This is a genomic window from Bacillus sp. SN1 (assembly GCF_002796895.1).
In the GTDB taxonomy this organism is placed as follows: Bacteria; Bacillota; Bacilli; order Bacillales; family Bacillaceae; genus Bacillus; species Bacillus inaquosorum.
In genome coordinates this window covers 397,933-411,511 of the sequence record NZ_PHIE01000004.1, presented here as the reverse complement: position 1 = coordinate 411,511, position 13,579 = coordinate 397,933, and the positions used below count along the sequence as shown (strand labels likewise).

Sequence of the window (13,579 nt, the reverse complement as noted above, 5' to 3'; positions counted from 1 at the left end):
GTAAAAACATATTTTCATTTATAACCTCTTTTTGAAACTGGGCAATAAATAGCTTATGATTGAATGCTATTTTATATTTTCCAAATAAGCAGCTGCTGCTTTATTCAGGAAATAAGCGTAACCTGTTTGCAATTGCTCAAGCATATTTCTATGAAACTCATCAGCGATGAAAAACTCTGTCTGATTTAGAAAGTCTTGCGGTGTTGATGGATGCCCCTTTTTTCTCAAAAAGGCTAAGTGTTCTTTTACTCGATCCAAAACGTTTGGATCGTTTGCAGAGAAGCCTTCTTGCAAGAATCGAACCATACCTTCATTAAATGACTGCGCTTCTATGGCAGAATCGTTCATTGCTTCTACATCAATTGTTTGATTGGATAAATCAAAATCATACTCTTTTTTCAAATGTTCATTTTGGTCTTTTAAGGCTTCTTCCCATTCATCTTCAGTTTCAAAACCTTTAAACATTGTTTCCATATCTAAATCGACTCCTTCTTTGGCGCTTTTGATAGAGGAATTGATTGTCTTGACCAGTCCTTTAAATCGTTCGATTTTTTGTTCTAATAAATATTTTTGCTGGATCAGCATATTTTCTCTATCAGTTTCTCCATCTAATAATTGTTGAATTTCTTTGAGAGGAAAATCCAGTTCTTTGTAAAAAAGGATTTGCTGTAATCGTTCGATATCCTTTTTTCCGTATAAACGGTAGCCTGCTTCCGTCGTTTGCTCCGGAATCAAAAGGCCTAATTTGTGATAGTAATGTAACGTCTTCACTGTTGTGTGAGCTAACTTTGCAACTTCACGAACGGTATACACTTCAATTCCTCCTTTCCGTGTTCTTTATACTAAGGTATCCTCGAAGGTAAGAGTCAACACATTCATTTCACCTTTTATGACTAAAAACAACAAGCCATGTAATGAAAAAAAGAACCTTTTATAGGTTCTTTTTCATTACGATTTTCCGGTTAATGAATAATCATCAGCCAAATGTACAGGCCGACAAGTGTAATAAATAGTGTTGGGATTGTTAGAATGATTCCTGTTTTAAAATACGTGCCCCAGGAAATCTTCACACCTTTTTGTGAAAGGACATGGAGCCATAATAGTGTCGCCAAGGAACCAATCGGTGTTATTTTAGGTCCTAAATCTGAACCGATGACATTTGCATATATGAGCGCTTCTCTCATCATCCCATGTGTATCTGTGCCGGCAATAGCCAGTGCATCAATCATGACAGTCGGCAAGTTATTCATAACGGAAGAAAGAATTGCCGCAATAAAGCCCATTCCAATCGTACCTGCAAACACTCCTTGATCAGCCATGGCTTGAATCACATCTGAAAGGACATCTGTCAATCCAGCATTACGGACACCGTACACAACAACGTACATGCCAATTGAAAAGAACACAATAGCCCACGGCGCTTCTTTCAGCACTTTTTTTGTATGAACGGCTGGACTCTTTTGTGCAGCAATTAAGAAAAAGATTGCAATGATACCCGCTACCACTGATACAGGGATAGATAAGAATTCACTTGCAAAGTATCCAACTAACAACAACCCCAAGATATACCATGATAGCTTGAACATGTTCTGATCTTTTATGGCTTCAACAGGTTTTTTTACCTCAGTCAGATCATAACGTTTTGGTATGCTTTTTCTAAAGAAAAGGTAAAGTACAATGATACTTGCCAGTAACGAGAACAAGTTCGGGACAATCATTCTGGATGCATAATCAATAAACGTGATATGAAAATAGTCTGCTGAAACGATGTTGACCAAATTGCTCACTACTAATGGAAGCGAGGTCGTATCTGCAATAAACCCGCTGGCAATGATAAAAGGAAAAACCAATTTTTCATTGAAGTTTAAAGCTCTGACCATCGCTAATACAATCGGTGTCAAGATAAGAGCTGCACCGTCATTTGCAAATAAAGCAGCGACTATCGCTCCTAATATAGATACATAAACGAACATGCGCACACCATTTCCTTTTGCAGCCTTCGCCATATGAAGCGCTGCCCATTCAAAGAAACCGATGTTATCAAGGATTAACGATATAATAATGATTGCTACAAAGGCCAATGTCGCATTCCAAACAATCCCTGTCACAGTTAACACATCATGAAAATTCACAACCCCGGCTATTAGAGCCAAAACAGCTCCTCCACAGGCTGACCATCCTATAGACAAGTTTCTCGGCTGCCATATGACTAATACTAAAGTTAATAAAAAGATGAATAACGCCAAAATGACTGAAGTCAATCCAATGCCTCCTTAATGGCAACACGCTTGAGTTTCCTTTTGTTTAATGCGCTTTAACAATTCGTCCTCCTGATCGATTTGATGTAAGAGAAATTGCAGTGTATCAAACTCGGGACATGATTTATTTATTGAATAATAACGCCATTGCCCTCTTCTGTCCTCGTTCACAAATCCCGCGTTTTTTAATTTTCGCAAATGCTGGCTTATGGCGGGCTGGCTCATTTCGAACATATCAACCAATTGACAGACACAATATTCTTTTTCAAGAAATATTTTCATCATCATAAGCCTTGTTTGATCACTTAGTGTTTTTAAACAGCGGGTCATCGCAGCAACTCCTATTTTTGTATCAACAGTCATATGAACCCCTCCTTTAAATCAATATATAATTAAATCATTATATAGGCTAATTGATTATACATTACCCTTTAGCTTGATATATGTTTGAAAGTTTTTGTTTCCTCCGGAAAGATTGTAAACGTCTTTTATTCCCATATTGATCAAAATGTTTTGGGCTGCATTTCCTGTTACCCCGCTATTGCAATAAGTGATTGTGGTGAGATCAGGATCTAGTTTGTTTGCACGTTCCCGAAGTTCTGACAAAGGAATATTCAATGCATCAGGCACGTGTGAGACGCGATATTGTTTTTCAGCCCTTGTGTCGATAATTTGCAAACGTTCTCCATTATCCATCCTTTTCAATAATTCATTTGGCGTGATTAAACGATTTTTGTTTTTGATTGCATTATCAAGAGCCATTCCCGTATACATAACTGGATCTTTTGTGGTGCTGAATGGCGGAGCATATGCCAAATCTAAATGGAATAAGTCCTCTGCTTTCGCTTTAAACGTAATAGCTGTTGCAAACACATCAATACGCTTATCTACGCCTTCTGCCCCAACAATTTGGACACCGAGAATACGCCCCGTAGATTTATCTGCTACAGCCTTGATTACCAATTCTTTGCCGCCTAAATAGTCAGCTCTCGCAGGTTTGAGATTATATAGAACTTCAACGTCATACCCATACTCTCTTGCCTCTTTTTCGCTTAGCCCGGTTTGCCCTACAGTTAAGGCAAACACTCTCAGGATACCTGTTCCAAGGATGCCGCGATGCTCCAGATCCCCGCCGGTAAGTACATCCCCTGCAATCCGTCCCATCTTATTTGCAGTAGATCCCAACGGGCGATACATCGGATCACCTGTAATCAAGGAATAACTTTCTGCAACATCACCCACTGCATAAACATCCTTTACGTTCGTTTGCATTTTTGAATTCACTGCAATCGCACCGGTTGAACCAAGGGCAACACCAGCGTCTGCTGCAATTTTCGTATTAGGGCGGACACCGGCAGCTAAAATTACAATATCTGATTCAATGCACTGCCCTGATCTTGTATGAACTGATTTTTCCTCTATGGATGTGGCTTCTTCATTTAATAACAAATGGACTCCATTTCTTCGAAGTTCTTCTTCAACTCTAAACGCCATATCCTTATCAAGGTTTGGCATAACTTGGTGACTGCGTTGAATCATTGTTACGTCTAACCCTTTGCGGGTAAGCTGTTCAGCTAACTCCAGTCCAATATAGCCCGCTCCAATAATCGTTGCTCTTTTAGGATTTTCTTGTGTTACATACTGATCAATTTGAGAAGTATTCTGTATCGTTCTTACTTGAAAGACATGCTCTCTATCAACGCCAGGGATATCTGGAGTGATTGGAGATGCACCTGTGGCGAGAACTAACGAATCGAATGAATCAATCTTTTCTAATCCCGTTTCAAGATCCTTCACCACAACGTTCTTTTGTTCAATATTGATTTGAGTCACTTCGTGGCGGGTGAAGATGTCAACATGATATCGATCTTTAAACCATGCAGCACTTCTTGGAGTCAGGGAACTCAGATTTTCTACTTCCCCGCCTAAAAAGTATGGAATACCGCAAATTGAATATGAAATATCATAATCTGCATTATAAACTGTAATATCGATGTTTTCATTATTTCTTCGTGCTTTTGCCGCAACAGACGTACCAGCTGCAACTGAACCAACTATAATCATCTTCATTGAATAATCCTCCATTACGAGTAAATTAAATTTTTTGGTTACATGATGATGTATTCATCTCACTTTAAACACATATATGAAAAAACCGATTGGCCCTGTCATAAATACAAGTGCAGCCCAGATCATTAATTGGATTCCGTTTATCTTGTCTTGACGATAATCAAGTAACATAAGTCCGATGACAAAATAAACTTCGAAAACGAAATCTGAGTCACTGCCTACACCCTTAGCGCCCCAAAAAGTAAATCATTAGATTTTGTTCCACCGTCATTATATAAGCTTCTATTTATATAATCAATTGTTTATATTCAAAACAACAAGCAGTTATTGATGCTGCAGGCACTTGGCAAAATCCAAATCCGATAAACACAGAAGAACTCATTACAGATTAAGAAATCCGTCATACATTTGATTCGGCGTTAGAATGCGTACCGGACTTAGCTGATTTAATTGACCCAAACATCCACAGCTGCGGAACTGTTCGGCCGCATGGTGAAAAAGAATTAAGGCAGCCTGAAAAGAACTTCTATATTATTGGCTCAAAAAGCTACGGAAGAGCCCCTACATTCTTATTAGCTACAGACTACGAACAGGCTCGTTCTGTTGTCGCTTATATAAATGGTGACCACGAGTCTGCGCAACAGGTGAAATTAAAACTGCCTGAAACCGGAGTTTGCAAACTGACACCAAAACCGCCGGCTGCAAAAACATCCTGCTGCTGTGATTAATTTTAAAAAACAGGTCTCTCTTTAGAGGCCTGTTTACTTTGCAAGTATTTTCTCCATTACCATGACATCTACATAATGACCGTCGATTTTCCCCTGTTCTTTAAATACTCCAACTTCGCGATAACCCATTGAAGTATATAGCCCTTATCCCAATTGATTAAAAGGGAATGTAAATAATACGATTTTTTTGAATGCCCGATTGGATGGCTTCTTTTTCGATACCCGATAAGAGAACTTTTCCTATACCTTTTCCTCGATGATTTCGATCGTTATAAATAGGTAGATCAGCAACATCCTGGTATGCGGGCCGGTGAGATAGGGATTAAGAGAGACCCATCCCACAACACAATGATCTACTTCAGCAACAAGAATCTTATATTTCTCTGTGCGATCAGAAAACCAATTTGTCATATAATCCAAATCTTTTTCTTCCAGTTCTAAAGTGGGCAATACGATCAGCTATGCCTTGGTCATAAATATCTAAATTCTAACTAAATCCGTATCTTTTGCAGTTCTTATCAGCACCCCTCTTTATATTTTAAATGAAACAAGAGAAAGGAAACTTATCAAAACAACTTATATTGTGACGGCTACGGGCTGGTCTGTACCAGATCCCTAATATGATTCACGTAGCTTGAACTCCCTCAAACGCATTCATCACCAAATCATGCACATAGGAATCATTCACCTCGTCCCCTGTTATAAGCAGGCGATAGAAAATCGGTCCGTAAATGAGGTCAATGCTTACTTCAATATCAAGATTCTCTCTTAATTCACCTTTCTGAATTCCCTTTTCTAGAAGGCCTTTAGCTTGGAGGCGGCGAGGCTGAAAAAATCGTGTGCGATATTCTTCCGCCAATTTTTCATCCAACTGCCCTGCACCTATTAATTCCTTAATAACGGTTCCTTCCCGGCTTGTCAAAAACCTTGCTAAATTCGTGGCGTGGGTTACTATATCATTTACTGTTGATCCTGTATCAGGCACAGGCAGTCTTTCCGTTGCGGTTGAAAGAAAGCTATCCATTATAACGGCAGCCTTGTTTGACCACCATTTATAAATCGTTGCTTTACTCACTTTCGCACGCTCTGCAATTTTATCGACTGTCACCGCATCAAAGCCTTTTTCCAACAAGAGGTCGTAGGCAGCAGAAAGAATCGCCTTATGTGTTCCTTCATCACGCGGTCTCCCTCGTTTACTCTGCACATGAATCATTCCTTCCCGAAATAAAAACGATACGTTCAGTATACTTAACATGATAAAAAAAATAAAACAGAAACCCATTTACAAAACTAAACGTTCAGTATATTATTGCCTTATAAACAAAACTAAACGTTCAGTTTAGAAAATAACTTAAGAAAAGTCATTGTCAAAATTTCGCAAAACCTTATCACGAAAAATCTATGGAAAGGCGATGAATCTGCAAATCATTTATGAAACATCATAAAACCCTTAAAAAGGAGTTCATTCTTATGAAGAAATTAAACAAACAAACAGCAGATCAGAGGATTTCACCCAGTTTAACCCTTCTTCTCGCAACTGCATGCGGTATCATTGTCGCTAATCTTTACTATGCACAACCCTTGATAGGATTAATTAGTACGGCAATTGGACTTTCTCCAAGCAATGCCGGATTGATTGTCACACTAACCCAAATGGGATACGTTGCCGGCTTACTATTTCTGGTCCCTTTGGGAGACATTATCGAAAATAAAAAACTTGTCGTTGTATCGCTCCTGCTAAGCGCAGCGGCTTTGACTGCAACAGCATTTGTGAAGCAGGGAACACTGTTTTTAGCAGCTGCCTTTTTCATCGGATTAGGATCGATCGCAGCCCAAGTGCTCGTGCCATTTGCATCATACCTTGCATCAGATTCTGAACGCGGCCGTGTTGTCGGCAATGTCATGAGCGGCCTGTTACTCGGTATCATGCTTTCCCGCCCGATATCCAGTCTAGTCGCTGATATCTGGGGGTGGAATGCAATATTTGCGTTGTCCGCCGCGGTAAGTGTTGTCCTGGCAATCGTATTATCAAAAGTGCTCCCTGCCAGAAAACCAACAGCAAACACAAACTATACTGCCTTACTCGGTTCAATGTGGAAGTTGCTGCGTACGACTCCAGTCTTACGCCGCCGTGCCATCTACCATGCGTTTGTATTTGGAGCTTTCAGCTTGTTCTGGACTACTGTACCTTTATTATTGTCCGGTCCCGCTTTTCATTTTTCTCAGAAGGCAATAGCGCTATACGCACTTGTGGGAATTGCAGGTGCAGTCGCTGCGCCAATAGGCGGCCGTCTGGCTGATCGCGGCTTGACCCGGCTTGCCACTGGAATCGCTCTCGGTGTTGTCATCGTTTCTTTATTACTGCCGCTCATGATTCAGAGCAGCTCCCCCGTCGGAATAGCAGTTCTAGTGGCCGCAGCTATTCTGTTAGATATGGGCGTATCTGCAAACCTTGTGCTCAGCCAACGTGCCATTTTTTCGTTGGCGCCAGACATTCGCAGTCGATTAAACGGATTATTCATGGCGATCTTCTTTCTTGGTGGCGCTGTAGGGTCATCTATTGGAGGATGGGCATATGCCTCAGGCGGATGGAGTGCAGCATTATGGATTGGAATCGCTTTTCCGGTCATAGCTTTGCTTTATTTCGTCACAGAGAAATAAGTCTTTCACCAAAAATAAGCAGTGTGGAGTAAATAAACAAAAATACCAAGGGCGTATAAACCCTTGGTATTTCTATGATTGAGGCCTTCACCGATTATTCCCTAAACATATGATGGCAAAAACCTATTCTGGGAGTGATCATTAAAAAGGTCATTCTTTTTCTAATGATGATTAAGTTTTCTAAAATTGCTGCCCTTCACTTCAGCTACGTCATATACAGTAACAAAGGCAGTTCTGTCAATTTCATTAATAATTTCCTTTAGTTTGGTTTCTTCTAAGCGGTTGATGACACATGTGATTTCTTTAAACTTCTCGTGGGAAAAACCCCCGTAAGCGTCTTTATATGTGGCGCTTCGGCCTAATTGATCACGTATGGTCTCTACCATTAATTCAGGTTCGGCGGTAATAATTTGAAAGGTTTTAGAACCGCTTAAACCTTCCTCAACCACATGAATGACTTTGGATGCAATGTAGTAAGCAATGACTGAAAGCAACGCCCCTTGCAAACCAAATACTGTGGAAACAAAAATAAACACAAATAAGTTTAAGAATAGAATGAGATCGCTCGTTCCAAATGGCAGTTTTCGGGATAGCAGCACAGCAAGCATATCAATTCCATCTAACGCGCCGCCATTACGCAGCGCCAAGCCCATTCCAAAACCAAGGATAATCCCGCCGACAACGGTAATTAACAAGGTATCTCCCTCTATGATAGCCGGGGTATGGTGGAAAAAACTTGTACCCGCGGCAAGTGATACGATTCCGATAATTGATAATAACGCAAAGCTTTTCCCAATTTGCTTATATCCTAACCACACAAACGGAATGTTAATAACAGCAATCAAAATTCCCAGCGGCAAATTGAATAGCTGTGAACCAACGATGCTAAGACCAGTCACCCCTCCATCAGATACACTGTTTGGAATAAGCACTGTTTCTAGTCCATATGCCGCTATAATTCCTCCGATTATAACCATGATGACTTGCAGAATCATTTTCGCCTTAAATTTCTTACGTTTTTTGATTGTATCCATACCATTCCTCATTTCTTAAATATTTCGTTATATTTAACTATACCATAATAGATTTTTTCAGCTAAAAACATGCTTTTAAAAAAGGTTAATCAGGTATTTTTGTAAGAGTACCGCTTCTGATACCACTTTATCCCAAATACAAACCGAAGAATATCAAATCCTAAAGATAAGGTAACCCTTTATGACTTAGAACATTCAACATGTACCTGATGCAGATGAGATCTAGCAATCCTTTTAAAGCACAAATACAAAGGAACTTACATTCCTCGGTAACCTTCATACAAACGAGAAGACTTGAACCTCCTTGGGTTATTTACCGCACTAGGCCTCAAACATGTACGCTTCCAGATCAGAACACCGAAAATCCTGATTTATTCTGATATTATACTTTTAAAAGAGGAGGTTTGATTACATTGAATAGCTTATGCCGCAGCAAACAAGCCCCATTTGAATACACCATATCTCTTATAGGGGGCAAATGGAAAATGAGAATTCTCTATGAGTTAGGATGTGAAAAAACGATGAGATACGGAGAGCTGAAACGGGCTATGCCCTTAATCACCCATAAAATGTTAAGCGCACAGCTCAAGGAATTACAAACCGACGGCCTTATTCATCGGACAGAGGTTTCTCAAATCCCCCTCAAAGTAGAGTATTCGTTATCAGACAGAGGGCTGTCTTTGTATCCCCTCATAGATGAAATGTGCAAGTGGGGAATAACACAAGGCGCACCTCATGAATAAAAACCACTTACAAAAAAGTGCGTACTTGTCTCCCAATGAGAGGAATTTTATACTAAATAAAAATATTTTATTAGGAGAAAAAGATGACAAAACAAGTCTACATCATTCATGGCTACAGAGCCTCCTCAGCAAACCATTGGTTTCCATGGCTAAAAAAACTTCTGCTCGCAGACGGGATTCAAGCAGAAGTTTTAGACATGCCTAATCCGCTTGAGCCAAGACTAGAAGATTGGCTGGATACACTCTCTTTGTATCAACACAATTTACATGAGAATACGTATTTGGTTGCACACAGCTTAGGGTGCCCTGCCATTTTGAGGTTTTTGGAACGTACTCAATTGCGCGAACAGCTTGGCGGAATCATTCTTGTTTCCGGCTTTGCCAAATCATTGCCCAATTTAAAGATGTTAGATGAATTTACAGAGGGATCATTTGATGATCAAAAAATCATCAGGTCCGCAAAGCACCGTGCTGTCATTGCTTCTAAGGACGATCAAATTGTGCCATTTGCATGGAGCAAGGATCTGGCACAACAAATCGACGCTGCGTTTTATGAAGTCCAACACGGGGGTCATTTTTTAGAAAATGAGGGATTTACTTCTTTACCTATTGTTCATGATATTTTAAACTCCTATTTTTCAAAAGAAACCCGCTAAAACATTCTTAGTATTTGAATAAGCCCGCTTTAGAAAAGCGGGCTTTCTGCGTTATTGCTTAATCAATACCGATAACTCACCTTCAAATACTTTTTCTTCTTTATGATTAAAAGTAGATAACAATACAGTGAGTATTCCCATTTCGTTTCTCTTTGGCTGCTTATCAAGAACCTCAACAATTGTATGCAGTTCATCATCTGGATAAACGGGTTTTATGAATGTAATATGATTCATTTCTGTTCCGGCAATAATATCGTCTCCATAGAAACCTTCTTCAATCCAAAGTTTAAAAGAAATGGCCAGCGTTTGTATGCCAGAAGCGATAATTCCATTAAATCTGCCTTTATTCGCTTTTTCCTCGTCTAAATGCATATATTGAGGGTCAAATTCACCAGCAAACCGCATAATATCATCTTTTGTTAATTTTAAAGATTTCGTTTTGAATACCTGACCAATTGTAAACTCATCTAACTTCATGCTTACACCTCTATTTTGTCATTTGTGTACTTGTTTATTGTAGCACTGAGACATCAGCAAATAAAAAATTGCATTTACAGCTTCATCAATTGCCTATGATGCAGAAGGTTCTAATTGGTATTGTAAAAAGGGTATCAATAAAAAATCATCCAAGACTTATTATGAGCTGGAGACTGAAGGCACTCATATCTTCAATATTGTCATTCATTGCTGTTGATATTTTTAAAGCCATCATCCCCTAATGATTCCTAAGGTATCTCAACTTGATTTCACTCTTCACACAACTCTTCCCTAGTTATACTAAAGATATTTACGGTGCAATTATCGATCGTTACTGAGTTTAAGTTGTTAAAACGTAAAACAATAACTATTTGGTTTTTATCGTATTAAAGCTAGTCGTCTTAACCATTTCGAATATTTTATTTTCTAAACGAAGCTGAAAGACCTCTCATATCTTCCAAGCAGCTTTCAGTTTTTTTATGCCCTCTCGTATGTTGAATTCAGAAACCCCTGCAAATCCAAGTGAGACCGTTTTTGTAGGAGGATTGTTTTTATAAGAAAGAGAAACAGGATAAATTTTTACTCCATGCTCCTTTGCCTTCTCAATTAACTCTTTTTCGCTAAATGGCAAATAAACGTCAAGTAAGATGCGAAGCCCGGAGTTTTCTCCGCGAATCCTGACATGCTTTCCTAATTCACTTTGCACAGCCTCTAATAAAATGGCTCTTTTTTTACGGTAAAGCTTTCTCATTCTGTTGATGTGTTTTTGCCACTCTCCATTTTTTATAAATTCAGCTAGCGTCAGCTGACTGTGGCAGGACACCGTTTGCTTATATAATGACGTGATGTCATGGCCTTTTTTTAAAAGAGGCGAAGGAAGAATCATATAGCTGATACGCAGCGAGGGAAGAAGAGACTTAGAAAAAGTGCCCATATAAATGACACGGTTATGCTGGTCAAGCCCTTGCAAGGAAGGAACCGGCTGTCCTGTGTACCTAAATTCCCCATCATAATCATCCTCTATAATAAATGATTGATTTTCAGCCGCCCATTTGAGCAGCTGAATTCTTCTATTAATCGTCATAATGGTTCCCAGCGTAAATTGGTGAGAAGGCGTGACGTATACAAGGTTTGGCTGCTGTTCTTTGATCTTTTGTATGCAGATGCCTTCATCATCAACTGGTATAGGAAGTATATTCATGCGATTGGCTTCAAAAATCTTGCGTGCTCTTGGATAACCGGGATCCTCATATCCTATGGAAATATTCGGCTCAAAAACTTGACACAAGATTTGCAGAAGAATCGGGTTACCGGCACCTATGATGACTTGTTCAGGGATACAATGAACACCGCGTGATTGATACAGGTACTCTGCAATGAGTGTTCTCAGCTCAAACTCTCCTAAATCATTTCCCGGCCGATAAAGCTCGTGGCCATATTGGTCTAAACTATTGACCATGCTTTTTCGCCATGCGGAAAAAGGAAAGTAAGAAGAATCTACATTTCCATAGTGAAAATCAATCCATTGTTTATTTTCTTGTGCTTTTTCTTTAATTAGTGATGCGCTTGGCATTTTACGATAGGCAAAATCAGAATCATGATAATCAGCAAACCATCCGCTTCTTGGCTTGCTCACGATATAGCCCTCAGCGGCAAGCTGTTCATAAGCACGCTCTACAGTCGTTTGACTGATGGAAAGCTGACTCGCCAGAAGTCTTTTTGAAGGGAGCTTCATTCCTTTTTGAATACGCCCCTGATGCATGTTTTCTTTGAAATACCGATAAAGCTGCTGATAAAGCGGAATATCCAGATTTCTATTCAAAAAAGGCGTGATATCCATTTGCACGTTGTTCTCCTAACTGGTATGCATTTTTTTATGAAAACTGGCTGTTTATAAAAGGCCAATTCCAGTTTATAGTCATTGTAATCCTTAGATACTGGTTTTGTTAAGAAAATCCAGATCATTAAAAAGAAACATATTTGGAGTGATGGCAATGAACAAAACAACAAATGGCTGGATAAATGGTTTTATAGGCGTACTCATTTTCAGCGGCTCGCTGCCTGCAACCCGCTTAGCTGTGACGGACTTCAACCCATTGTTCCTCACCGTATGCCGCGCTGCGATAGCTGGTGTATTGGCTGGGGGTCTCCTTCTCATTTTCCGGCAGCAGCATCCTGCCAAAACAGACATCATTTCACTATTGGTGGTAGCATTCGGCGTGGTGATCGGTTTCCCGTTGCTGACAGCCTTAGCGCTTCAGTATGTCACATCCGCACATGCTATTGTCTTCATTGGGCTTCTTCCGCTTGCAACGGCGATCTTCGGCGTCCTGCGCGGAGGGGAACGCCCCCGGCCGGTCTTCTGGATGTTCTCAGCTGCTGGCAGCTTACTAGTAGCAGGCTTCGCCCTGATCCAGGGAGGAGGATCATCCCCGCTTGGCGACGCGTACATGCTGGCTTCTATCGTCGTATGCGGTCTTGGTTATGCAGAAGGGGCTAGGCTTTCACGGCGTCTGGGGAACTGGCAGGTGATCTCTTGGGCACTCGTTCTGTCGCTTCCTCTGATGCTGCCTTTGTCGTTCTTTTTTACACCGGACTCATGGTCAGGCATCGGCGTGCCTGCGCTGCTCAGTCTTGCCTATGTATCCTTATTCAGCATGCTGATCGGCTTCGTGTTCTGGTATCGGGGGCTCGCCCAAGGCGGAATTGCGGCGGTTGGGCAGCTGCAGCTTCTTCAGCCCTTCTTTGGACTGCTGCTTGCCTCAGTAATTCTGCACGAGAAAGTGGGCTGGGCACTCGTTGCAGTGAATATTGCCGTTATCATGTGCGTGGCAGCTGCTCGGCGATTTGCAAAGTAAGGAAGACGATTTTACAAAAGGCGAATAAGCTGAATACTTGCTCTAACAAATGAAGTAAACTTCAAAAATACATGAAGGCATAAAAAATACCAAG

The 13,579-nt window shown here is 40.4% G+C and carries 12 protein-coding genes and 2 pseudogenes; 5 read left to right on the top strand and 9 right to left on the bottom strand.

The window, feature by feature from the left end:
• Positions 1-66 precede the first annotated feature (66 nt).
• The 4 genes from CVV77_RS16225 to CVV77_RS16210 all read right to left on the bottom strand — a co-directional run bounded on the left by CVV77_RS16225 (position 67) and on the right by CVV77_RS16210 (position 4,328).
• The gene (locus CVV77_RS16225; protein ID WP_100275896.1) at positions 67-813 is read right to left on the bottom strand and encodes a MerR family transcriptional regulator; all 747 of its coding nucleotides are present in this window, start codon (positions 811-813) and stop codon (positions 67-69) included.
• Between the two features lie 149 nt (positions 814-962).
• Positions 963-2,261 (bottom strand): arsenical efflux pump membrane protein ArsB, encoded by a 1,299-nt coding sequence (locus CVV77_RS16220; protein ID WP_060398002.1) that lies wholly within the window; start codon positions 2,259-2,261, stop codon positions 963-965.
• A 12-nt stretch (positions 2,262-2,273) separates the two neighbouring features.
• A complete protein-coding gene (locus CVV77_RS16215) occupies positions 2,274-2,621 on the bottom strand; it encodes a metal-responsive transcriptional regulator AseR (protein WP_019257581.1) in 348 nt (115 codons plus the stop codon).
• A gap of 54 nt (positions 2,622-2,675) precedes the next feature.
• Positions 2,676-4,328, bottom strand: a complete 1,653-nt coding sequence (locus CVV77_RS16210) for an FAD-dependent oxidoreductase (RefSeq protein ID WP_100275895.1) — start codon at positions 4,326-4,328, stop codon at positions 2,676-2,678.
• A gap of 392 nt (positions 4,329-4,720) precedes the next feature.
• Between CVV77_RS16210 and CVV77_RS22510 the strand changes: the two are divergent.
• A pseudogene (locus CVV77_RS22510) lies at positions 4,721-5,056 on the top strand (flavoprotein); the annotation flags it as partial.
• Positions 5,057-5,089: 33 nt separating this feature from the next.
• Here the strand turns inward: CVV77_RS22510 and CVV77_RS22090 are convergent.
• A pseudogene (locus tag CVV77_RS22090) lies at positions 5,090-5,534 on the bottom strand (arsinothricin resistance N-acetyltransferase ArsN1 family A).
• Between the two features lie 147 nt (positions 5,535-5,681).
• A complete protein-coding gene (locus tag CVV77_RS16195; protein ID WP_019257578.1) occupies positions 5,682-6,260 on the bottom strand; it encodes a TetR/AcrR family transcriptional regulator in 579 nt (192 codons plus the stop codon).
• A 266-nt stretch (positions 6,261-6,526) separates the two neighbouring features.
• Here CVV77_RS16195 and CVV77_RS16190 point away from each other — a divergent pair, with 266 nt between their 5' ends.
• Positions 6,527-7,717: an MFS transporter gene (locus CVV77_RS16190; RefSeq protein ID WP_100275892.1), complete on the top strand. Its 1,191-nt coding sequence runs from the start codon at positions 6,527-6,529 to the stop codon at positions 7,715-7,717.
• Positions 7,718-7,878: 161 nt separating this feature from the next.
• On the opposite strand, the gene CVV77_RS16185 is transcribed toward CVV77_RS16190, so the two are convergent.
• A complete protein-coding gene (locus CVV77_RS16185; protein ID WP_019257576.1) occupies positions 7,879-8,751 on the bottom strand; it encodes a YitT family protein in 873 nt (290 codons plus the stop codon).
• Between the two features lie 413 nt (positions 8,752-9,164).
• Between CVV77_RS16185 and CVV77_RS16180 the strand changes: the two genes are divergently transcribed.
• Both CVV77_RS16180 and CVV77_RS16175 read left to right on the top strand, forming a co-directional pair.
• A complete protein-coding gene (locus CVV77_RS16180; RefSeq protein WP_088111489.1) occupies positions 9,165-9,494 on the top strand; it encodes a winged helix-turn-helix transcriptional regulator in 330 nt (109 codons plus the stop codon).
• Between the two features lie 83 nt (positions 9,495-9,577).
• On the top strand, positions 9,578-10,150 hold the full coding sequence (locus CVV77_RS16175) for an alpha/beta hydrolase (protein ID WP_100275891.1): 573 nt from the start codon (positions 9,578-9,580) through the stop codon (positions 10,148-10,150).
• 51 nt (positions 10,151-10,201) lie between these two features.
• Here CVV77_RS16175 and CVV77_RS16170 read toward each other — a convergent pair whose 3' ends face one another.
• Positions 10,202-10,627 carry a MaoC family dehydratase gene (locus tag CVV77_RS16170; protein ID WP_003240530.1) on the bottom strand — a complete coding sequence of 142 codons (426 nt, stop codon included), beginning with the start codon at positions 10,625-10,627 and terminating at the stop codon, positions 10,202-10,204.
• A 448-nt stretch (positions 10,628-11,075) separates the two neighbouring features.
• A complete protein-coding gene (gene pdxR / locus CVV77_RS16165) occupies positions 11,076-12,467 on the bottom strand; it encodes a MocR-like pyridoxine biosynthesis transcription factor PdxR (protein ID WP_032732234.1) in 1,392 nt (463 codons plus the stop codon).
• A gap of 154 nt (positions 12,468-12,621) precedes the next feature.
• On the opposite strand from pdxR, the gene CVV77_RS16160 reads away from it, so the two are divergent.
• The gene (locus CVV77_RS16160) at positions 12,622-13,485 is read left to right on the top strand and encodes a DMT family transporter (RefSeq protein WP_100275890.1); all 864 of its coding nucleotides are present in this window, start codon (positions 12,622-12,624) and stop codon (positions 13,483-13,485) included.
• The last annotated feature ends 94 nt before the right edge of the window (positions 13,486-13,579 follow it).

Bases quoted from the DNA above. Each gene is read 5' to 3' on its own strand.
- CVV77_RS16215 (WP_019257581.1), bottom strand. From the start codon at position 2,621: ATGACTGTTGATACAAAAATAGGAGTTGCTGCGATGACCCGCTGTTTA.
- CVV77_RS16210 (WP_100275895.1), bottom strand. From the start codon at position 4,328: ATGAAGATGATTATAGTTGGTTCAGTTGCAGCTGGTACGTCTGTTGCG.
- CVV77_RS16190 (WP_100275892.1), top strand. From the start codon at position 6,527: ATGAAGAAATTAAACAAACAAACAGCAGATCAGAGGATTTCACCCAGT.
- CVV77_RS16185 (WP_019257576.1), bottom strand. From the start codon at position 8,751: ATGGATACAATCAAAAAACGTAAGAAATTTAAGGCGAAAATGATTCTG.
- CVV77_RS16175 (WP_100275891.1), top strand. From the start codon at position 9,578: ATGACAAAACAAGTCTACATCATTCATGGCTACAGAGCCTCCTCAGCA.
- CVV77_RS16170 (WP_003240530.1), bottom strand. From the start codon at position 10,627: ATGAAGTTAGATGAGTTTACAATTGGTCAGGTATTCAAAACGAAATCT.
- pdxR (WP_032732234.1), bottom strand. From the start codon at position 12,467: ATGGATATCACGCCTTTTTTGAATAGAAATCTGGATATTCCGCTTTAT.
- CVV77_RS16160 (WP_100275890.1), top strand. From the start codon at position 12,622: ATGAACAAAACAACAAATGGCTGGATAAATGGTTTTATAGGCGTACTC.